Consider the following 20,726-nt stretch of genomic DNA (forward strand, 5'->3'; position numbering starts at 1 on the left):
GAGTCCAGGGCAGCCCGGTTTACCGCGCTGCCCTTTTTCTTTCCGCTCCATCCAAGGCCCTCCTCCCGTTGAATCAGCCGACGCCCGCGATCGTTGCCCAGAGTGCCGTGCGCCGCCTGCCGCGCATCGCGCTGCTGCTGCTGTGCGCGGCCTATCTGATGCCCGGCCTGCTGGGTCGGGGTCCGTGGAAGAGCGCCGACATCACGGCTTACGGCTACATGGCCGAACTCGCGCGCAGCACCGAGGGCATCGCGCGCTGGTTCGATCCCTTGCTGCTGGGCATGCGGCCCGAGACGCCCGCGCTGATCCCCTACTGGATCGGCGCCTGGGCCATCCAGATCGCGCCGGCCTGGGTGCGCCCGGACCTCGCAGTGCGCATAGTGTTCGCGCTACTGCTCTGGGGCACCTTCATGGCGACCTGGTATGCGGTCTATTACCTGGCGCGGACGACGCAAGCGCAGCCGGTGGCGTTCGCCTTCGGCGGCGAGGCCAAGCCCACGGATTACGCGCGCGCCATCGCGGACGGCGCGCTGCTGGCCTTGATCGCCTGCCTCGGCCTCGCCCAGTTGGGTCACGAAACAACGCCCGCCCTGGCCCAGCTCTTCTTCGCCTCTCAACTGTTCTACGGCGTCGCGGCCCTGCCTTACCATCGCATTGGTCCCGTCATCGCCCTCGTCGTGGGTACATTCGGACTGACGCTGAGCGGCGGCGCCACCGTCGGGCTGATGCTGGGCATTGGCTGCGCCGCATTCCTGGCCTTCGACTACAGGCGCAGCGCCGAAGCAACGCCCGACGGCGAACCCACATACTCGGCCGGCGCCATCGTCACGATCTTCGGCATCACGGTGCTGGCCATCCTGCTGGCGGGCGGGCTCGGCCTGCTGGAGTGGAAGATCGATCTGCCTGGCAGCCACGGAAGGTCGCTCGGCGGGGATCTGCGCGGCCAGGCCAGGCTGCTGCTGTGGTTCACGTGGCCCGCATGGCCGCTGGCGATCTGGACGCTCTGGCGCTGGCGGCGCCAGCTCCGGGCGCGCCACGTCGCGGTGCCGCTGTGGTTCGCGCTGGTGCCATTGGCGGCAACCTGGACCACCGATTTCTCCGACCGCTCCCTGCTGCTTGCGCTGCCCGCCTTCGCCACGCTCGCGGCCTTCGCGCTGCCGACGTTCCGGCGCAGCGTCGCCGCGGTGATCGACTGGTTCACCCTGCTCTTCTTCAGCGGCTCGGCCGTGATCATCTGGGGTTACTGGATCGCGATGCAGACAGGCATGCCGCCCAAGATGGCCGCCAGCGTCACCCGGCTCGTTCCGGGTTTCGTGCCGTCTTTCTCCTGGCTCACGCTCACCTTCGCCCTGGCCGCGACCGTCGCCTGGTGCTGGCTCGTGCGATGGCGCACCGGACGCCATCGCGCCGCGCTGTGGAAGACGCTGGTGCTGCCCGCGGGCGGGGCCGCCCTGTGCTGGCTGCTCGGAACGACCCTCTGGCTGCCCGCGCTGGACTACGCACTCAGCTACGCGCCGCAGGTGCACACGATTTCCGAGCGCGTGGGAAGCAACCCCGGCTGCATTTCCGCGCTTTCGATCAGCCGGCCGCATGTCGCCGCGCTTCGGTATCACGGGCACTTCAACCTGCAGCCGTTGACAGCCGGCGGGACAAGCTGCGCCTGGCTGCTCGTTGGCCCCGACGCCATCGAGCGCCTGCACCAGATCGTGAATCTCGAAGGCTGGCGCCTGATCGGCACGCTGCGCCGCCCGACCAGCGCGAGCGACGACCTGCTCCTCTACCAGAGAATCACGCCTTCCGGTGGCTAGCGAACGGCGGGTGATCGCACGGCATGCCGCCACCGTGCTGGTCGGCCAGCTGGCCGTGATGGCCTTCGGCGTGACTGACAACATCGTGGCTGGCCGCTATGCCGAAGAAGCACTGGCAGCGCTTTCGGTCGGTTCGGCCATCTTCATCAGCGTCTTCGTCTCCTTGATGGGCATGATGCAGGCACTGCTTCCGGTGTGGGCCGAACTGCACGGCGCCCGGCGCACACCTGAAGTCGGGCGCTCGGTGCGACAGTCGCTGTACCTGTGCGGCATCGCGATCGTGGTGGGCATGACACTGCTGCTGTTCCCCGCGCCGCTGCTTCGCTGGACCGAAGTGCCGCTCGCCATGCGCGCCGACGTGGAGGCCTATTTGCGTTTGCTGGCCATCGCCCTGCCGCCCGCCCTGCTGTTTCGCCTGTTCAGCACGCTGAACCAGAGCCTTGGAAAGCCCCAGCTCGTGACCTGGCTGCAATTGGCCTCGCTGTGCGTGAAGCTGCCGCTGTCGATCTGGTTCACCTTTGGTGGTGCAGGCCTCCCCGCGATGGGCCTGGTGGGATGCGCCTTGGCGACGCTGGTGGTGAACTGGACGATGCTGGCCTGCGCCATCTGGCTGCTGCGCACCCAGCCGCTCTATCGCGAGTACCGATTCTGGCGCCGCATCGAGGCGCCCGACTGGCGGCAGATCAGACAATTCGCCCGGCTCGGCGTGCCCGCCGGGCTTGCCGTTCTGGTGGAAATCACCTCGTTCACACTGATGGCCCTGTTCGTCGCGCGCCTGGGCATCGTGGCATCCGCCGCGCACCAGATCGCGGCGAACCTCACGGGCATCGCCTACATGATGCCGCTGTCGCTCGCCATCGCCACCAGCGCGCGCGTGAGCTATTGGCTGGGCGCCGGCGAGGCGGCGCTGGCGCGCGGCGCCTGCCGCAAGGGCTTCGAGCTGGCGCTGTTCTTCGCGCTGCTGTTCGCGGGATTGATGATGGGCCTGCGCTGGCAGTTGCCTGCGATCTATTCCGGCAATCCCGCCGTGGTGGGACTGGCGGCCACGTTGCTGCTGGTGACGGCGGTCTACCACCTCGCCGACTCGATGCAGACACTGTGCGTCTTCGTCCTGCGTTGTTACCGGGTCACGGTGATGCCGCTGATCCTCTATTGCACGCTGCTGTGGGGCGTGGGGCTTGGCGGCAGCTACCTGCTCGCCTACCGTGGCGTCGGAGCGTTGCCCGCCATGCAGTCTCCGCTCGCCTTCTGGCTCATGAGCGCCCTGGCGCTGGCACTGACCGCGGCGCTGTTCCTCGTGCTGCTGCGCTCGACGCTCAGGCAACCGCGCTGAGCACCGACGCCGGCCGGATGCGCGCGGCCGGGAACAGAAGCGCGAAGCGCGAGCCCTTTCCGACCGTGCTCTCCACACGCAGTTCGGCGCCGTGGCGCTGCGCGACATGCTTCACGATGGCCAGCCCGAGACCCGTGCCGCCGGTCTCGCGCGAGCGGCTGCGATCGATGCGGTAGAAGCGCTCGGTCAGCCGCGGAATGTGCTCGGCCGCGATGCCGGGGCCGCTGTCGCTCACCGCGTATTCGCCGCGGCCATCGGGCAGCATCCGCCAGCTGACCTTCACTTCACCGCCGCCGGGCGTGTAGCGGACCGCGTTGCTCAGGAGATTGGACATCGCGCTCTGCAATTCGGTCGCCGCGCCGGCGATCTCGCAATCGCCCTCCATGGTGAACGAAAGCCGATGGCCTTGCGACGAAAGCCGGCTGGACAGGCCCCGCCCTTCGTCCTCGCATTGCGCCATGAGCGCGCGCATGCGGGTCCAGCGGTTGGCGGGAGGCGCGGCGCTCCCCTCCAGACGCGACAGCGTCAGCAGGTCATTGACCAGCGTCTCCATGCGGTGCGACTGCTGCGCCATGAGCGCGAGATAGCGCGAACGCTCCTGCGCATCGAGCGGCAGGTTCTGCAGTGTTTCGACGAAGCCCGCGAGCACTGTGAGCGGCGTGCGGATCTCGTGCGAGACGTTCGCGACGAAATCGCGCCGCATCGCCTCCGCCTGCTCCACGGAAGTGATGTCGCGCGTCAGGAGCATGCGGCGATTGCCCGCATAAGGATGCACCTGCACCGAAAGGCGCACCGGGTGGCTGCGCAGCGATTGTCCACGCGAGTGGGCGTCGAGCACCACGTCCCGGCTGTAGTTCCACGAAGCAAGATAGGCGACGAAGGCCGGGTCGCGAACAAGGTTCGCGAGGTGCTGCAACAGATCGCGCTCGGCATCGATGCCAAACTGCTCGGCCGCCGTCTGGTTGCACCACTCGATCCGGCCCTGCTCGTCCAGCAGAATCACGCCATTCGGCGACGCCTGGATGGCGGCAAGAAATTCCTGCAGGCGATCTTCGGCCTGCCGCGTCTGTTGCTCGCGTGTCCGCAGCAACTTGCGAATCCGCTCGCCCAGTTCGCCCCAGACGCCCGGCCCTCGCGACGGCAATCCGATGGCATCGTTGCGCAGGACGTTCAGCATCTGCTGTGCACGCCAGGCATCGACCGCGAGCCAGACCACCGCGCCCACCCAGGCCCCGGCCCAGATCAGGCCGCGCCCAGGCAGCGCCGCCGCGGCGGCAGCGCCGAGGATGGATGCGAGAAGGAAAGTTGCGATACGAAAGGGCATGCCGGACCATTATCCCGCCCGGGCCGCGCCGGACGGACGGACCTCTCAGACCGTGGCTTGGGCCGTGAGCCTGTAGCCCGCGCCACGCACCGTCTCGACCATCGGGGCGGCCGGGCCGAGCGATTCGCGCAGGCGCTTGACGTGCACGTCGACTGTCCGCTCTTCGATGTAGACGTGGTCACCCCAGACCTTGTCGAGCAGTTGCGCCCGGCTGTGAACGCGTTCGGCATGCTGCATCAGGTAGCCCAGCAGCTTGAATTCGGTCGGCCCCACCTTCAGCGGGGCGCCCTGCCAGGTCACGCGGTGGGTCGCGGTGTCGAGCACGAGTTCGCCGATCTCGACGCGTTCGGCCACGGCTTCGGGAGCACGCCGGCGCAGCACGGCGCGGATGCGAGCGAGCAGTTCCTGGGTGGAGAAAGGCTTGGTGATGTAGTCGTCGGCCCCTGCATCGAGGCCCGCGACCTTGTCGGGCTCGTCGCCGCGCGCGGTCAGCATGAGGATCGGCATTGCCTTCGTGCGCGGATCCTTGCGCCACTGGCGGGCGAGTTGCAGACCGCTCTGGCCCGGCAGCATCCAGTCGAGCAGGACCAGGTCGGGCAGAAAGGCATCGATCTCGCGCTGCGCCGCGGCGCCGTCCTCCGCCCAGATAGGCTCGAAGCCGTTGTGACGGAGGTTGACGGCGATCAGCTCGGCAATCGAGGATTCGTCTTCGACGATCAGGACGCGTGGTTTCTTCATCGATGAGTCTGTAGGCTATTGCAGCGCGGATTCAATGTCCTGCATCGAAGTGTGCCGGACGTCCGCGCCCTTGACGATATAGATGATGAATTCCGCGATGTTCTTCGCGTGGTCGCCGATGCGCTCGATGGCCTTGGCCAGGAACAGCAGGTCGAGGCTGGCGGAGATCGTGCGCGGGTCTTCCATCATGTAGGTGACCAGTTTGCGCACGAACCCATCGAACTCCTTGTCGATCAGGTCGTCGTCCTTCAGGATCGACAGCGCCGCGGCGGTGTCGAGCCGCGCGAAGGCGTCGAGCGCCTTGCGCAGCAGGCCGGAGGCGAGCTCCGAGGCGATGCGCAACTCGGTGGAAGGCAGCGCGCGCGCCGAGCCGCTTTCGATGATCGACTTGACCATGCGCGCGATCTTGTTGGCCTCGTCGCCCACGCGCTCGAGGTTGGCGGTGGTCTTCGAGATCGCGATCAGCAGCCGCAGGTCGCGCGCCGTCGGCTGGCGGCGCGCGATGATGGACGAGAGTTCGCGATCGATCTCGATTTCCATGGCGTTGACGCGCTGCTCGGTTTCCATCACGCGGTCGGCCGCCTCGGAATCGAACTGCGAGAGTGCATACACGGCCTGCTGGATCTGGGCCTCGACCATGCCGCCCATCTCCATCACGCGGGAAGAGACGGCGTTGAGCTCGCTGTCGAACTGGCTGGAGAGATGTTTTTCGGTCATGGGGCCTCCTTAGCCGAAACGGCCGGTGATGTAATCTTCTGTCTCCTTGCGCTTCGGCTTGAAGAAGAGTTCTTCCGTCGCGCCGAACTCGATCAGGTCGCCCAGGTACATGTAGGCGGTGTAGTCGCTGCAGCGTGCCGCCTGCTGCATGTTGTGCGTCACGATGACCACGGTGTACTCGCTCTTCAGCTCGGCGATCAGCTCTTCGATCTTCGCCGTCGAGATCGGATCGAGTGCCGAGCAGGGTTCGTCGAGCAACAGCACTTCGGGCTTGATCGCGATGCCGCGCGCGATGCAAAGGCGCTGCTGCTGGCCGCCGGACAAGCCCGAGCCGCTTTGCTGCAGCTTGTCGCGCACTTCGGTCCAGAGCGCGGCCTTCTTGAGCGCCCATTCGACGCGGTCGTCCATCTCGGAGGAGCTGAGGTTCTCGAACAGTTTCACGCCGAAGGCGATGTTGTCGTAGATCGACATCGGGAAAGGCGTCGGCTTCTGGAACACCATGCCGACCTTGGCGCGGATCAGCGCCACGTCCTGCTTCGAGGTCAGCAGGTTCTCGCCGTCCAGCGCGATGGTGCCTTCGGCGCGCTGCTCCGGGTACAGCTCGAACATGCGATTGAAGGTGCGCAGCAAGGTCGACTTGCCGCAGCCCGACGGGCCGATGAACGCCGTGACCTTGTTCTCCGGAATCTCGAGGTTGATGCCCTTGAGCGCATGGAACTTGCCGTAATAGAAGTTCAGGTCCTTGACCGAGATCTTCGAGCGCGTCGGCTGCGGTGCGATGGTGGTTGGCATGATGTTCAGAGTTTGTTGCGCGTGACGACTCGCGCGATGATGTTGAGCGCCAGCACCGCGACGGTGATCAGGAACACGCCGGCCCAGGCAAGCTTCTGCCAGTTCTCGTAAGGGCTCATCGCGAACTTGAAGATCGTCACCGGAAGGCTCGCCATCGGCTGCGTCAGGTCGGAAGTCCAGAACTGGTTGCTGAGCGCGGTGAAGAGCAGCGGAGCGGTTTCCCCGGCGATGCGCGCCACAGCCAGCAGAATGCCGGTCACGACGCCCGCGCGCGCGGCGCGCAGCGTGATGCTGATGATCACCTTCCACTTCGGCGTGCCCAGCGCGTAGGCCGCTTCGCGCAGGCCCGGGGGAACCAGCTGCAGCATGTTCTCGGTGGTGCGGATCACGACCGGAATCACGATCAGCGCGAGCGCCAAGGCACCGGCCAGGCCCGAGAAGGACTTGAAATAGGCCACCACCACGGCGTAGACGAACAGGCCGATCACGATCGACGGCGCCGACAGCAGGATGTCGTTGACGAAACGCACGACGCTCGAAAGCAGGCTCTTCGGGTTGTACTCCGCCAGATAGATGCCGGCCATGATGCCGATCGGCGTGCCCACGAAAGTGGCAAGCGCCACCATCACGAGCGAGCCGAAGATCGCATTGGCGATGCCGCCCTCTTCGTTCGGCGGCGGCGTCATCTGGGTGAACGTGGCGAGCGCGAGACCGCCCACGCCCTGGCGAAGCGTTTCCCACAGGATCCAGACCAGCCAGAAGACGCCGAAGGCCATCGCGGCGAGCGACAGCGTGAGCGCGACGAAGTTGACGCGCTTGCGGCCGGCGAACTTCGCCGCCCTGGTTTCGTCGAGCGTCTTGGCGTTGAGAAGGCGTTCCCCGGTGCTCATGACTTGGTCCCTTCGCTCTTCTTCATCTGCTGCAGCAGCAGCTTGGACAGCGACAGCACCACGAAAGTGATGAAGAACAGCACGAGGCCCAGGTACATGAGCGAGGCCTGGTGCAGGCCTTCGCCGGCTTCGGCGAATTCATTGGCCAGCACCGAGGTGATGCTGTTGGCCGCCTCGAAGACCGAGGGCGAATTGAGCTGGTTCGTGTTGCCGATCACGAAGGTGACGGCCATCGTCTCGCCGAGCGCACGCCCCAGGCCGAGCATGATGCCGCCGACGACGCCGGCCTTGGTGTAGGGAAGCACCACCTTGGAGACGACTTCCCAGGTGGTCGAGCCCAGCCCGTAGGCCGACTCCTTGAGGAGCGGCGGAGTGACCTCGAAGACATCGCGCATCACCGAAGCGATGAACGGAATGATCATGATCGCCAGGATGATCCCGGCCGACAGGATGCCGATGCCCACGGGGGGCCCGGTCACCAGCGCGCCCAGGTAGGGCACGCCGTCGAACAATCGTTGCAGCGGCTGCTGCACGTAGAGAGAAAGGATGGGTCCGAAGACCAGCAGGCCCCACATGCCGTAGACGATGGAGGGCACGGCGGCGAGCAGCTCGATGGCCGTGCCCAGCGGGCGCTTGAGCCATGCGGGCGACATTTCAGTGAGGAAAAGCGCGATGCCGAAGCTCACAGGCACCGCGATCACCAGCGCGATCAGCGAGGTTGCCAGGGTGCCGTAGATCATCACCAGGCCGCCGTACTCGTTCTTCACCGGATCCCACACGCTGCTGGTGAGGAAGCCGAAGCCGAACTTCTGCACGGCCGGCCAGGCACCGGCCAGCAGCGACAGCAGGATGCCGACCAGCATCGCCAGGGTCAGCAGCGCGGCACCCTTGGCCGCCCAGCCGAAGAGGCGATCGGTCGCCGCGCCCGTGCGCGGCCTCTTGACCGGCGGCGGGCTCGAAGTTGCGCGAGCACGCTCGGCCGCGATGTCGACGGAAGCGTTGGCGGGAAAGGTGGATGACACTGGTCGCTCCGAAGTGGGCGGCGCGTCCTGAAACGGAGTGCTCATGCGCGCCAGTCCTCTTGCTTACTTGTATGCGACGGGCTTGCCCGAAGCGTCCTTGATCTCGCCCCATGCGGTCGCGATCACGCTCTTGACCTTGTCGGGCATCGGCACGTAGTCGAGGTCGCCGGCGGTCTTGTCGCCATTCTTGTAGGCCCAGTCGAAGAACTTGAGGGTCGTGGTGGCCTGGACGGGCTTCTCCTGCGCCTTGTGCATCAGGATGAAGGTGGCGCCGGTGATGGGCCATGAATCCTTGCCGGGCTGGTTGGTCAGCACCTGGTAGAAGCTCTTCGACCAGTCGGCGCCCGCGGCGGCGGCCTTGAAGGCCGTGTCGTCCGGGGACACGAAGTTGCCGGCAGCATTCTGCATTTCGGCATAGGTCATCTTGTTCTGCTTGACGTAGGCGTATTCGACATAGCCGATCGAATTGGGCAGCTTGCTGATGAACTGGGCAACGCCTTCGTTGCCCTTGCCGCCCGCGCCGGTGGGCCAGTTGACGGCCGTGCCGTCGCCGACCTTGGCCTTCCAGTCGGCGTTGACCTTGCTCAGGTAGTTCGTGAACAGGAAGGTCGTGCCCGAGCCGTCGGCGCGGCGCACCGGGGCGATCGTGGCGTCAGGCAGCGCAAGCGAACCGTTGAGCGCCTTGATCGCGGGGTCGTTCCACTTGGTGATCTTGCCGAGGTAGATGTCGCCGAGGACCTGGCCGTTGAGCTTGAGTTCGCCGGGCTTGATGCCCTGGATGTTGACCACGGGAATCACGCCGCCAATGACGGTGGGGAACTGCATGAGGCCCTTGGCCTTCAGTTCCTCGTCGGTCAGCGGCATGTCGGAAGCGCCGAAATCGACCGTCTTCGCGTCGATCTGCTTGATGCCCGCGCCCGAGCCCACCGATTGGTAGTTGATCTTGGCGCCGGTCGCCTTGTTGAAATCCGAAGCCCACTTGGAGTAGAGCGGTGCCGGGAAGCTCGCGCCGGCGCCGGTCGCGTCCTGGGCAAATGCGGGAACCTGGGCGAAGGCCGCGGCCATCAGGCCGGCGGCTGCGAATTTGATCGTCGTTTTCATGATGCTTCCTGTTGAAGTGCAGAAGAACCCCGCAAGGGGCTTGGCACGGACTCTAGGAAGCTTGTGTGACATTGGTGTGACACCTTCTCCACAGAGGGAAAGCGACCGCCGCCCTTCTCTGTCGATCGTGACGGTGTCACACAATTGTCACATCGTCAATCTAGCCTTGCGCCTTCGTTCCGGTGCCCAGTCGGCGCTACGATCAGGCCCCGACCTTTCCACCCCAACATGCAAAACGGAACCCGCCTCGCCGCGGTCGATCTCGGCTCGAACAGCTTTCGCCTCGAGATCGGTCAGGTCGACCATGGCCAGATCCACCGCGCCGAATATCTGAAGGAAACCGTTCGCCAAGGCAACGGTCTCGACAGCGCGCGCAACCTGACACCCGAGGCCATGCAGCGCGGCTGGGACGCGCTCGCCCGCTTCGGCGAACGGCTCGCGGGGTTCAAGCGCTCGCAGGTCCGCGCGGTGGCCACGCAAACATTGCGGGAAGCGCGCAATCGCGACGAGTTCCTGCTGCGCGCGCGCACCATCCTGGGCTTCGGCATCGACGTCATCCCGGGCCGGGAGGAAGCCCGCCTCATCTATCAGGGTGTGGCGCACATGCTGCCCCACACCGACGCCTCCGACCGGGAACGCCGGCTGGTGGTCGACATCGGCGGCCGCTCCACCGAGATGATCATGGGACGCGCGCTCCAGGCGGAGGTCATGGAGTCCTACCGCGTCGGCAGTGTCGCCTGGTCGATGAAGCATTTCGCGCAGGGCCAGTTCACCCCGGTGGCCTTTCGCGCCGCCGAGGTCGCCGCCAAGGCGGTGCTGGACGACGCGCTCGGTACCTACATGCCAGACCAATGGGACGTGGCCTACGGCGCCTCGGGCACGATCGGCGCCGTGGGCGACGTGCTGGCCGCCGCCGGCGCCGAGCCGGGCCTGATCACGCGCGACGGGCTCGACTGGCTGCTGGACCGCCTGCTCAAGGCCGGGAGCGCCGAACGCCTGAAGATCGACGGCATGCGGGAAGACCGCAAGGCGGTGATCGGCGGCGGCGTCAGCGTGCTGCGCGCTGTCTTCGACCTGCTCGAGATCGAGGAGATGAAGGTCGCGCAGGGCGCGCTGCGCCATGGGGTGCTGTACGAGCTGCTGGAGCGCGACGACGTCGTCGCCGATCTGCGCACCACCACCGTGGCCCGGCTTGCCGCCCGCTTCGCGGTCGACGCGGCGCAGGCCAGGCGCGTGGGCGAAACCGGCGCCATGCTGTTCGTGCAGCTCGACCCGGGCGCGCGCGGCGGCAGCACGACCAGCCGCGCGGGACGCGCGCTGCGCAAGCTCGGCTGGGCTGCCCAGCTGCATGAGATCGGCGTGCACATTTCCCACAGCGAGTACCACAAGCACGGCGCCTACATCCTCGACAACGCCGACGCACCGGGCTTCGCCCTGAACGAGATGCACTGGCTCAGCCAGCTCGTGCTGGGCCACCGGGGCAAGCTGCGCAAGCTAGAGAGTGCGCTGGACGACGAGACCTTCGTGGCGCAGCTGCTGTCACTGCGGCTGGCGGTGATCCTGTGCCATGCGCGCCGGGATCCGGACGTCCAGGCGCTACAGCTCGTGCGATCGGGCGCGCGGCTGTTCACCGTCGCATGCCCGCCGGACTGGGCAGAGGCCTACCCCCAGTCGGCGCACCTCTTGCGGGAGGAGGTGCTGGCGTGGCAAAAGACCACCTGGCGGGTGGAGTTGTCAGGCGTCTGAGCCGGATCAGAGCAATTCAGGCGACTGCACCGTGACGACCACCGTCTGCACGTCGCCATCGCGCTCGCGGGTGCGAATCCACCAGACCGCGCCCTTTCGGACCGGGCAGCTGTCCTGCTTCATGCCGAGCAGCAGCGCAATGGCATTGCCGAGCGAAGGCTGGTGTCCGATGAGCAGCACCACGGACTTTCCGTTCGGCCATCCGGCGGCGCCCAGCAGTTCGTCCGGCGTGGTGTCGGGGGCAAGTTCGCTGCGCAGCTTGTACTTGCGCCCGAGCGCGAGCGCGGTCTGCTCGCAGCGGCGTGCCGGGCTGCAGACAACGCGCGTGCCCTCCGGAAGCTGACGGTCGAGCCAGGCGCCCATGCGCTTGGCCTGCTTCTCGCCGCGCTGGGTGAGCGAACGCTGCATGTCCTCGCAGCCCTCGGTCCAGTCTTCGGCCTCGGCGTGGCGCCAGAAAATAAGGTCCATGGTAGTGGTCAATCTCGTGATGCGGCGCGGCTGAGGCCTCGCGACGCGTAGCGCTCCATCAGCGCGGTCTGCGCGCCATGGGCCTCGACGGCCTGCGGCGCGCCCGCCACGCCCTGGCCGGCGCCCCGGAAGACGCGGTGATAGACCCCGTCGCCATGCAGATCCCAGGCATCGCGCCCGTCGTGCAGATAGGCGACCAGGCATTCGTCGATGAGGCGCTGGCGCAGCTCGGGGTCGGTCACCGGCCATGCGAGTTCGACGCGCCGCATCATGTTGCGGTTCATCCAGTCGGCGCTCGACAGGTAGAGCGCCTCGTCGCTGCCCTGGCGGAAATAGAAGACGCGTGAATGTTCCAGGAAGCGGCCGATGACCGAGCGCACCCGGATGTTGTCCGTCAGGCCCGGCACGCGCGCGGGCAAGGTGCAGGCACCGCGCACGATCAGGTCGATGCTCACGCCCTTCTGGCCCGCCGCGACCAGCGAGGCGATCAACTCCTCGTCGGTCAGTGCATTCATCTTGACGACGATGCGCGTGGACTCGCCGGCCGCCGCGGCGGCGCCGAGGGCGTTGATACGCGCGATCAGGTTTTGATGCAGGTCGAAGGGCGCGAACCACATGCGATTGAGCTTGGGCAGCCGGCTCTGACTGGCCAGATGCACGAACACGGCTTCCATGTCGGCCGTCAGCATCGGATCGGCCGTCAGGTGGCTGATGTCGGTGTAGAGCGCGGCGGTGCGAGGGTTGTAGTTGCCGGTCGAGAGATGGCCGTAGCGCCGCATCTGCTTGCCCTCGCGCCGGGTCACGAGCAGCATCTTGGCGTGCGTCTTCAGGCCCACCACGCCATAAACCACCTGCGCGCCGATCGATTCGAGCATCTCGGCCCAGTTGATGTTGGCCTCCTCGTCGAAGCGGGCCTTGAGTTCCACCACCACCGTCACTTCCTTGCCCCGGCGAACCGCTTCACGCAGCAGATCCATGAGCTCGGAGTCGGTGCCGGTGCGGTAGATGGTCTGCTTGATCGCGAGCACCTGGGGGTCCTGCACCGCTTCGCGCAGGAAAGCGAGCACGCCCTCGAAGCTCTCGAAAGGCTGATGGATCAGCGCGTCGCCGCGCTGCAGGCGGTCGAAGAAGGACTGGCCCGGCGTGAGCGAGACCGGGTACGAGGCCTGGTACGGCGGAAAGCGCAGTCGGGGCTCGTCGAGCAGGTCGATGAGCTGGGTCAGCCGAGCCAGGTTGACCGGCCCGTGCACCCGGTACAGCGACTTGGGCGGCAGGTTGAACTGCGCCAGCAGGAAGCTCGCGAGCGATTCGGCGCAGCTCGACGACACCTCGAGCCGCACGGCCTGGCCGTAGTGCCGGTGCTGGAGCCCCTGGCGCAACGCCGTGCGCAGATTCTTCACGTCGTCCTCGTCGACCGCCAGGTCGGAGTGGCGCGTCACCCGGAACTGCGAGAACTCGCCGACCTCGCGCCCCGGGAACATGCTCGACAGGTGGGCACGGACAATGCTCGAGAGCGAAACGAACAGCGTCTTGCCGCCCGAGACCTTCGCCGGCATGCGGATCAGACGCGGCAGAACCCGCGGCACCTTCACGATGGCGATCGGGTTCTCGCGGCCGAAGGCATCCTTGCCGTTCAGGCGGACGATGAAGTTGAGCGACTTGTTCGCCACCTGCGGGAACGGATGGGCAGGGTCCAGCCCGACCGGAATCAGCAGCGGCCGGACCTCGCGCTCGTAGTATTCATGCACCCATTTGCGCTGCGCCGGATTGCGCTCGCCGTGCGAGATGATCTGGATTCCCTGGCCGGCGAAGGTCGGGATCAACTCGTCGTTGTAGAGGGCGTATTGCCGGGCCACGAGCGCGTGCGCGGCCTCGGAGAGGCGCTCGAACGATTCGACGGTGTAGTTGCCCTTGCGGTCGCCCGCCACGCCGGCGCTCAGGTGGGGGGCGGCGCGCACCTCGAAGAACTCGTCGAGATTGGACGAGACGATGCACAGATAGCTCAGGCGCTCGATCAGCGGCACCTCCGGCCGATAGGCCCAGTCGAGCACGCGCTCGTTGAAGGCAAGGATGCTGTGGTCGCGATCGAGCAGCGTGAGTGTGGGCGCCACGGCCTCCGGCGGCCTGTCGGAAGGGGCAGACGGCATGAAGAGGGATTCTGGGGCAACCGGCACGAAAATGCTCATAAGCCAAAACATGACAGTGTCGGCAGGCCTTGTGACATTTATGTGACAAAACCGTGACGAACGCGCTTGCGCTGACTTAATTGCCCAGAAAGTGCTTCCGGTAGCGCGGTGGCAGGTCGTCGATGCGCATCAGCATCGGCAAGTCGGCACTGTTGAAGTCCGGGTCCCAGGCCGGCGGGCCCAGCACCTTGGCGCCAAGCCGCAGGTAGCCCTTGATGAGCGCGGGCGGTTCCACATCCACCGTGTCGTCGAGCCGATGCACCGGCAGCGGCAGGCGGGGCTGGACGTGGTATTGGATCGGCGCCATGTGCGTGGCCGAAAGCTGGCGCCAGATGCTGGCGGCCGCGTCGCCGTTGGTCAGGCCGTTGTGGCCCATCGGGATGGTGGCGCAGCCGATCATCGTGTCGAGCTTGTTGCGGTTCATGAAACCCGCCAATGCGCCCCACAACGCAAGGATCACCCCGCCCTGGCGATGCTCGGCATGGACGCAGCTGCGGCCGAGCTCGACCATGCGTTCGCGCAGGTCGCGCAGGCGGGTCAGGTCGAATTCGGTATCGCTGTAGGTGCTGCCGACGCGCCGCGCCTGCGCCGGCGTCAGCACGCGGTAAGTGCCGATCACCTGCCGGGTCGCTTCGTCGCGCACCAGCAGGTGCTCGCAGAAATCGTCGAACAAGTCGATGTCGTGGCCTTCGATCGGCGTCGTGAGCCGCGCGCCCATTTCGCCGGCGAAGACCTGGTAGCGAAGGCGCTGGGCCGCGCGGACGTCATCCTGGTGACGCGCCCAGGTCACGCTGATGCCGCTGGGGGCCGGCGCCGGCAACGCAGGCGCTACCGGCGCGGGGGCCGTGACGGTAGCGGCGGCGCCAGTATTGCGTACCGGAGCCGGGGCGGGCCACAAAGCCGCGCGCAACCCCAGTTGCGAGAACGGAAACGTCGGATTGGGCAGTTCTTTCATTCGGAACCCTTTCTGGAAGCGAGTCTCTGCACCCCCGGTGAAAAAAGCGTGTCAATCCAATGGCAGTTGCGTGACTTGTGGCGCGCAGGACGCGGCTTCGTCGTCTAATGCCGAAAATCATTCAACTGGAGTTCTCATGGCTGCAGAAATGAGGGTCGAGGTCGAGACCCGACGCCATCAGATGTTTCCCACGCTCGGCGGGCAGGACATCGCGCGCATCCGGCGATTCGGCCGTGCCGAGCACTACGCGGCGGGCGATTGCCTGTTCAAGGCCGGTGAACCGGGCCCGGGCATGTTCGTCGTCCTCGCGGGCACCGTGGCCATGACGCAGCGCGATGGCTTCGGCCATGTGGTGCCGATCGAACGCGAGGGAGGCCCCGGCCAGTTCCTGGGCGAGGTCGCCCAGCTTTCCGGACGCCCTGCCCTGGTCGACTGCCACGCGGAGACCGACGTCGAGGCCCTGCTCGTGCCGCCCGATCAATTGCGCGCCCTGATCATTGCCGAGGCCGACCTCGGGGAACGCCTGGTGCGCGCCATGATCCTGCGGCGTGTGCGGCTGATCGAGTCGGGCGCCAGCGGACCGGTGCTGCTCGGGCCGCCCCAGTCGGCGGACCTGCTCCGGCTACAGAACTTCCTCGGCCGCAACGGCCATCCTTACCATGTGGTCGACTCGTCGCAGGACAGCGATGCCGCCGCCCTGCTCGAGCAGTACGGCGAAGCGGAACTGCTGGTCGTCTGCCCCGACGGCTCGGTCATGCCGAACCCGACCGAGCAGGCGCTCGCGCGCTGCCTGGGAATGGTCGACACCATCGCGCACGAAGACCTGTTCGACGTCGTGGTGGTCGGCGCCGGTCCTGCCGGCCTGGCGACCGCTGTCTATGCGGCATCGGAAGGGCTGCGCGTGATCGTCGTCGACTGCCGCTCCTTCGGCGGGCAGGCCGGCGCCAGCGCGCGCATCGAGAATTACCTGGGTTTTCCGACCGGCATCTCCGGCGGGGCGCTGGCCGGCCGGGCCTATGTGCAGGCGCAGAAATTCGGCGCGGAGATGCTGATACCGGCCGAGGTCGAGTCGATGGACTGCAGCGCGGCCGAGACAACGGGCGAGTTGTCGGTGCGGCTGACCGACGGGCGGCTCCTGCGGTCCCGAAGCGTGGTGATCGCCAGCGGCGCGCGCTACCGCCGCCCGGAGGTGCCGCGCCTGGCCGAATTCGAGGGCCGCGGCATCTGGTACTGGGCTTCGGCGCTGGAAGCCAAGCTGTGCGCGCGGCAGGAGGTGGCGCTGGTGGGCGGCGGCAACTCGGCCGGCCAGGCAGCCGTGTTCCTGTCGCAGCACGCGGCCAAGGTCAACATCCTGGTCAGAGGTCCGTCGCTCGCCGCCACCATGTCGCGCTACCTGATCGATCGCATCGAGGCCGCGCCCAATATCGAGCTGCATCCGCACACCGAGCTCGTGCACTTGCATGGCGAACCCGCGACCGGGCTCAACGGCGCGACCTGGCGCTGCCGCACGACCGGCCTGGAAGAGCAATGCACGGCGCGCAACATCTTCCTGTTCATCGGCGCGGTGCCCGAGACGGACTGGCTGGCGGGCTGCGGCGTCGCGGTCGACAAGCATGGCTTCGTGCTGACGGGCGAGCCGGCCCGCAAGGCTTTTCCGGCCAAGCCCGCGGCCAATCTCGAGACCAGCGTTCCGGGCGTATACGCGGTGGGAGATGTCCGCTCGGGCTCCGTCAAGCGCGTGGGCGGCGCCATCGGCGAAGGCGCGGCCGTGGTCGCGCTCATCCACCAGCACCTGGCGCCGGCCGCCGCTGTCGCCTGAGAGCGGCAGCCTGCACGAAAAGCCATCGACGGCTATGCTGGCCGGCCTCGTACTTTTCCATGGAACGCACCGACATGCCCCAAGCCCCCATCGACGTCTATTCCTGGCCCACGCCCAATGGCCACAAGGTCCACATCATGCTGGAGGAATGTGGCCTCCCCTACATCGCCCATCCCGTCAACATTGGCGCGGGCGACCAGTTCGAGGCGAGCTTCCTGAAGATCAGCCCGAACAACAAGATTCCGGCCATCACCGATCCGGTGGGGCCCGACGGCAAGCCGATCTCGCTGTTCGAGTCGGGCGCGATCCTGGTCTACCTGGCCGGCAAGACGGGCAAGTTCCTGCCCGACAGCGACCGGGCTCGCTACGAGGTGCTGCAATGGCTCATGTTCCAGATGGGCAGCGTCGGGCCGATGCTCGGGCAGGCGCACCACTTCCGCATGTACGCGCCCGAGAAGATCGCTTACGCGATCGACCGCTATACCAACGAAGCCAGGCGCATCTATGGCGTGATCGACAAGCAGCTCTCGGCCAGCAAGTTCATTGCCGGTGACAGCTACACGATCGCCGACATCGCGATCTTCCCGTGGCTGCGCAGTTGGGAGAACCAGGGCATCGTCCTGACGGACTTCCCGCATCTGAAGAAGTGGTTCGACGGCATCGCCGCGCGGCCCGCGGTGCAGCGCGGCGTGAAGGTCCTGGCCGACCTGCGCAGGCCGATCACCGGCGACAAGGAACGCGAGATCCTCTTCGGCAAGACGCAGTACGCGAGGCACTGAAGACCATCGCCCGGGACATCGATTTGCATCGGGCGGCGAAACACGCGTTTTGACAGGCTAGAATCGCAGGCTCGTCGGGGTGTAGCGCAGCCTGGTAGCGCATCTGGTTTGGGACCAGAGGGTCGAAGGTTCGAATCCTTTCGCCCCGACCAAGGAAAACTCATTGAGGGCAACGGCTTACGTCGTTGTCCTCTTTTTGTTTTCCATGTTTTCCATGTCCGGCTTGTCTACGTTCTTGCCAAGTGTTCAGGCGCACGCCCAGGTCATGGAGGCGCATAACAGGCTCACTGGCCGATGCGTCGTTCCGCGCGGCGACACCAATATCCAAAAGTTCGGCGCCGCGCGTTGAGCCAGGCGGCTCGGAGCGCCAGATGGCCCCCGACATAGCGCCCGCACTGCCAGCTCCGCGGATGCCCCGAAATGGCTCGGCGTACCCTGGCCAGGCTGACGGCCGCGGGTAGCAATGACGAGTCGACCGATTCAATTGAGCGGGCAGAGCCCTCTTGAGAGCGGCTCCATAATCAGCGCGGGTCGGTAGCTGGCGTTGATCTGCAATACCTCGAGGAGAGCCAAGATGTCTGCTTCCATGTTTGCCGCCCTGTTCTTTACGGTGGCCCTCCTCGTCACGACCGCCTACTTCATCATGGGGTCGATTCCACTTCTGGTCCTGAAGCACGACACGCCGCTCGACGCCCGCTTCGTGCGCGGCTTCTTCAATACCTACTATGTCGCCGCATTTGTAACCGCGACGGCAACGTCGATCAGCTTTGCGTCTGCGGGTCGCCCGGGGCTGGCGGCGGGTGCCGCGGCGCTTGCGCTAGTTGCGATCGCCCTGCGCAAGAAGATCATTCCCAAGATGGACTCGCTTGGCGCGCAGATCCAATCGGACTACATGAACGCAATTCCAGGATTCCGCCGAACTCACATCACCGCGATCCTGATCAACGTCACTCAGCTCGTAGCTATCGTATGGAGCCTCGTCACCTGGAGCCAGTAGCGCCAACGGACAGACTCGCAATCACGAAGAGAGGACAACGGCTCAATCTGCGGTCGAGGGGCGGCCACGGAGAGCGGGACAGTCGCCCGCATCGAGGAACCGCCCTTGACGGGCGAACGCCGAAGCAACCTCTACCAGCGCGGACGGACTGTCTTGCTCCAGCATAGGCCTTCGAGATGACGCCTGCGTTACGCCAGTGCCCGTTATCCCCGCGCGCTGTGGACAAGGCTGTGGGGAAGCAGGAGGGCATCTCGACGAAACGTTGCGGCGCAAGGCTCGGAACGCCGTGCCCGCAAATAAGGCACCCCACGAAGCGTCGGCGCGCAGCCGAGGATCGGACCGGGCTCGTGGAGGACTCAGGACTTTGCCGGCATCTGGCTTGACGTGCCGAAGTCCTCTGCCTGCCACGCCTCGCACCTCACGGCCGCCACGTCGCCGGCCCGCAGCGCGCGCCACAGCGCCAGCGCATGCGCGAAGGAGACGTCCCGCAGGCGGGTGACCGGACAGAGCAGCGTGGCGTGGCGCGCATCGGCCCATTGTTCGAAGATCACGGTATGGTCCTGACAGATCTCGACCACGAGGGTGGGCCCGGCACCTTGCTGCTCGTAAAGCAGCCAGGCACTTGCCCGCTCGCCCTCCCGGGTCTTTGTTGCCGACCGCCCGAAGACGTCATCCAGGCCCCGGCGAAGGTCCTCATCGATCGGATTGCGAACCGCGCGCCCGCTGTGAGTGGTCAATACAAAGCGAGAGCCGGGCATTCGAAGTTTCCTCTGGCCGAGGCAAGGGCAGATCGACAGGCTTGTTGTCTGGTCTGCTGTTCCGACGTAGAACCGAAATGCGGTTGTACGGCACCCAGCGGCTGGAAGACAGGAAGTATTTCGCGAACCGGCGGGGGAAAGCCTCGCGCGAGCTTTCAGCTCACGGGCAGTTGCTCGGGCATGGGCTCGGGCGGCGGCTGCGCCGGCGTCTTCTCCGGCCTGGACTGCCCGAGCTCTTCGATCATCTGCTCGCCGATGGGGTCGTTGCCGTCGGAAGGGATCGACTCCTCGAAGCCGATCTCCGGTTCCTCCCCGGAGGTCGGACGGTACGGGGAAGAGGGGCGGGTTGGGTCTGCCATGACGTGCTCCATGCAAGGCTCGACGTTCGCGCTTCATGCACCGGTACGCGTGCGGGCAAATCGCCGCATCCTCTGTCGGCCGCCGCTGACGCGCGGAAGGCACCGTAAAATCGCCACCTTCCCTTTGCTGCCCGTAGCTCAGTTGGATAGAGCACCTGCCTTCTAAGCAGGTTGTCGGGGGTTCGATCCCCTCCGGGCAGGCCATCTTCTGTCGAGTGAAAACGTGCAAAGCTAGGCCCCATGCGGCTTTCCACGTGTACCCAGGTGAGTACCACGTCCTATCATCCAAGCATGGAGAAAGACATGGCCTTGCCGATTGGCGTCCACAAACGTGGCGCTGTTTTCCACATACAAATCAAGATTCCGGCTGCGCTGCGGTCTTGCTATCCGACCCCCTTCTTCGTCCGAAAGTCCCTGGGCACGGAAGACCGCTCGGTGGCTACTGCTGCTGCGCATCGGCTCTGGGCTGAAGCTACTGAAGACTTCGCCCGTAGTACCTCGAAGCTGACGCCCCGCGAGTTCACGACGCTGACACCCGCGTTGGCTGCTTACGTCTTGCAGGAGGCGGAGCGCAATCCCTTGGCCTTCGACGATGTCCTCCGCTTCGAACCCGGGGCGCTCCTTGCGCTGCTCCAGTCCATTGAGCCAGAGCCACGCCGCTACTTCAGCGCCCCGGCGAACAGCCCCCTGAACATCCCAACGCCCGAGTACCTGAAGCCCAGCCCGGACGGGTCGATGACCCTGGCGCAACTTGAACGGCTCAAGGCACTCCAGACCATGAGCGTGGTAAGCGTCCGGCGATCCCATCTTGAATTCGCGGTAGGAGCAAAGGATGCTCGTATCCACTAACTCTTGGTGGACACGTGCACACTATCTCTCCTCAGGCTTCCGGCGATCGGCGGCGACGCCGGCTGCATAGCGACGAGTTCAAGGC

19 protein-coding genes and 2 tRNA genes are annotated in these 20,726 nt (G+C 66.2%); 9 read left to right on the top strand and 12 right to left on the bottom strand.

Annotated elements, in window-relative coordinates; all coding sequences use genetic code 11:
* Positions 1 to 68: 68 nt before the first annotated feature.
* Complete coding sequence (locus tag AC1DNF_RS15965) at positions 69 to 1,808, top strand: hypothetical protein (RefSeq protein ID WP_478149578.1); 1,740 nt, start codon at positions 69 to 71, stop codon at positions 1,806 to 1,808.
* Positions 1,801 to 3,141 (top strand): MATE family efflux transporter, encoded by a 1,341-nt coding sequence (locus AC1DNF_RS15970; RefSeq protein ID WP_478149579.1) that lies wholly within the window; start codon positions 1,801 to 1,803, stop codon positions 3,139 to 3,141. The genes AC1DNF_RS15965 and AC1DNF_RS15970 overlap by 8 nt, the downstream gene beginning before the upstream one ends.
* On the opposite strand, the gene phoR is transcribed toward AC1DNF_RS15970, so the two are convergent.
* Genes phoR through pstS form a run of 7 tightly spaced genes read right to left on the bottom strand, consistent with a single transcriptional unit; the run spans position 3,125 to position 9,725 of the window.
* Entirely contained in the window at positions 3,125 to 4,465 is a 1,341-nt protein-coding gene (gene phoR / locus AC1DNF_RS15975) for a phosphate regulon sensor histidine kinase PhoR (RefSeq protein WP_478149580.1), read from the bottom strand. The genes AC1DNF_RS15970 and phoR overlap by 17 nt on opposite strands.
* A gap of 45 nt (positions 4,466 to 4,510) precedes the next feature.
* Positions 4,511 to 5,203: a phosphate regulon transcriptional regulator PhoB gene (phoB, locus tag AC1DNF_RS15980; protein WP_478149581.1), complete on the bottom strand. Its 693-nt coding sequence runs from the start codon at positions 5,201 to 5,203 to the stop codon at positions 4,511 to 4,513.
* A 15-nt stretch (positions 5,204 to 5,218) separates the two neighbouring features.
* Positions 5,219 to 5,920 (bottom strand): phosphate signaling complex protein PhoU, encoded by a 702-nt coding sequence (phoU, locus tag AC1DNF_RS15985; RefSeq protein ID WP_478149582.1) that lies wholly within the window; start codon positions 5,918 to 5,920, stop codon positions 5,219 to 5,221.
* Positions 5,921 to 5,929: 9 nt separating this feature from the next.
* Positions 5,930 to 6,712: a phosphate ABC transporter ATP-binding protein PstB gene (pstB, locus tag AC1DNF_RS15990; RefSeq protein WP_478149583.1), complete on the bottom strand. Its 783-nt coding sequence runs from the start codon at positions 6,710 to 6,712 to the stop codon at positions 5,930 to 5,932.
* A 5-nt stretch (positions 6,713 to 6,717) separates the two neighbouring features.
* On the bottom strand, positions 6,718 to 7,602 hold the full coding sequence (pstA, locus tag AC1DNF_RS15995; protein ID WP_478149584.1) for a phosphate ABC transporter permease PstA: 885 nt from the start codon (positions 7,600 to 7,602) through the stop codon (positions 6,718 to 6,720).
* The gene (pstC, locus tag AC1DNF_RS16000) at positions 7,599 to 8,669 is read right to left on the bottom strand and encodes a phosphate ABC transporter permease subunit PstC (RefSeq protein ID WP_478149585.1); all 1,071 of its coding nucleotides are present in this window, start codon (positions 8,667 to 8,669) and stop codon (positions 7,599 to 7,601) included. Before pstC ends, pstA begins: the two co-directional genes overlap by 4 nt.
* Positions 8,670 to 8,687: 18 nt before the next feature.
* On the bottom strand, positions 8,688 to 9,725 hold the full coding sequence (gene pstS / locus AC1DNF_RS16005; RefSeq protein WP_478149586.1) for a phosphate ABC transporter substrate-binding protein PstS: 1,038 nt from the start codon (positions 9,723 to 9,725) through the stop codon (positions 8,688 to 8,690).
* A gap of 228 nt (positions 9,726 to 9,953) precedes the next feature.
* Here pstS and AC1DNF_RS16010 point away from each other — a divergent pair, with 228 nt between their 5' ends.
* Complete coding sequence (locus AC1DNF_RS16010; RefSeq protein ID WP_478149587.1) at positions 9,954 to 11,471, top strand: Ppx/GppA phosphatase family protein; 1,518 nt, start codon at positions 9,954 to 9,956, stop codon at positions 11,469 to 11,471.
* Between the two features lie 6 nt (positions 11,472 to 11,477).
* Here the strand turns inward: AC1DNF_RS16010 and AC1DNF_RS16015 are convergent, their stop codons facing one another.
* From AC1DNF_RS16015 to AC1DNF_RS16025, 3 genes are all read right to left on the bottom strand, one after another.
* A complete protein-coding gene (locus tag AC1DNF_RS16015) occupies positions 11,478 to 11,939 on the bottom strand; it encodes a SixA phosphatase family protein (protein ID WP_478149588.1) in 462 nt (153 codons plus the stop codon).
* Between the two features lie 8 nt (positions 11,940 to 11,947).
* Complete coding sequence (gene ppk1 / locus AC1DNF_RS16020) at positions 11,948 to 14,086, bottom strand: polyphosphate kinase 1 (RefSeq protein ID WP_478149589.1); 2,139 nt, start codon at positions 14,084 to 14,086, stop codon at positions 11,948 to 11,950.
* Positions 14,087 to 14,201: 115 nt separating this feature from the next.
* A complete protein-coding gene (locus AC1DNF_RS16025) occupies positions 14,202 to 15,080 on the bottom strand; it encodes a GNAT family N-acetyltransferase (protein WP_478149590.1) in 879 nt (292 codons plus the stop codon).
* Positions 15,081 to 15,216: 136 nt separating this feature from the next.
* Here AC1DNF_RS16025 and AC1DNF_RS16030 point away from each other — a divergent pair, with 136 nt between their 5' ends.
* From AC1DNF_RS16030 to AC1DNF_RS16045, 4 genes are all read left to right on the top strand, one after another.
* Entirely contained in the window at positions 15,217 to 16,899 is a 1,683-nt protein-coding gene (locus AC1DNF_RS16030) for an FAD-dependent oxidoreductase (RefSeq protein WP_478149591.1), read from the top strand.
* 74 nt (positions 16,900 to 16,973) lie between these two features.
* Positions 16,974 to 17,678 (top strand): glutathione binding-like protein, encoded by a 705-nt coding sequence (locus AC1DNF_RS16035; protein ID WP_478149592.1) that lies wholly within the window; start codon positions 16,974 to 16,976, stop codon positions 17,676 to 17,678.
* 75 nt (positions 17,679 to 17,753) lie between these two features.
* Positions 17,754 to 17,830 (top strand) — tRNA-Pro (locus AC1DNF_RS16040).
* 422 nt (positions 17,831 to 18,252) lie between these two features.
* Positions 18,253 to 18,675, top strand: a complete 423-nt coding sequence (locus AC1DNF_RS16045; RefSeq protein ID WP_478149593.1) for a hypothetical protein — start codon at positions 18,253 to 18,255, stop codon at positions 18,673 to 18,675.
* A gap of 356 nt (positions 18,676 to 19,031) precedes the next feature.
* Here AC1DNF_RS16045 and AC1DNF_RS16050 read toward each other — a convergent pair whose 3' ends face one another.
* Together AC1DNF_RS16050 and AC1DNF_RS16055 are read right to left on the bottom strand one after the other, a co-directional pair.
* Positions 19,032 to 19,433: a hypothetical protein gene (locus tag AC1DNF_RS16050; protein WP_478149594.1), complete on the bottom strand. Its 402-nt coding sequence runs from the start codon at positions 19,431 to 19,433 to the stop codon at positions 19,032 to 19,034.
* A gap of 155 nt (positions 19,434 to 19,588) precedes the next feature.
* Entirely contained in the window at positions 19,589 to 19,792 is a 204-nt protein-coding gene (locus tag AC1DNF_RS16055; RefSeq protein ID WP_478149595.1) for a hypothetical protein, read from the bottom strand.
* Positions 19,793 to 19,919: 127 nt separating this feature from the next.
* Here AC1DNF_RS16055 and AC1DNF_RS16060 point away from each other — a divergent pair.
* Positions 19,920 to 19,996, top strand: a tRNA-Arg gene (locus AC1DNF_RS16060).
* 87 nt (positions 19,997 to 20,083) lie between these two features.
* Positions 20,084 to 20,641, top strand: a complete 558-nt coding sequence (locus AC1DNF_RS16065) for a DUF6538 domain-containing protein (protein ID WP_478149596.1) — start codon at positions 20,084 to 20,086, stop codon at positions 20,639 to 20,641.
* Positions 20,642 to 20,726: the final 85 nt, after the last annotated feature.

The sequence above is a fragment of the Variovorax sp. 01T432 genome (assembly GCF_056398605.1).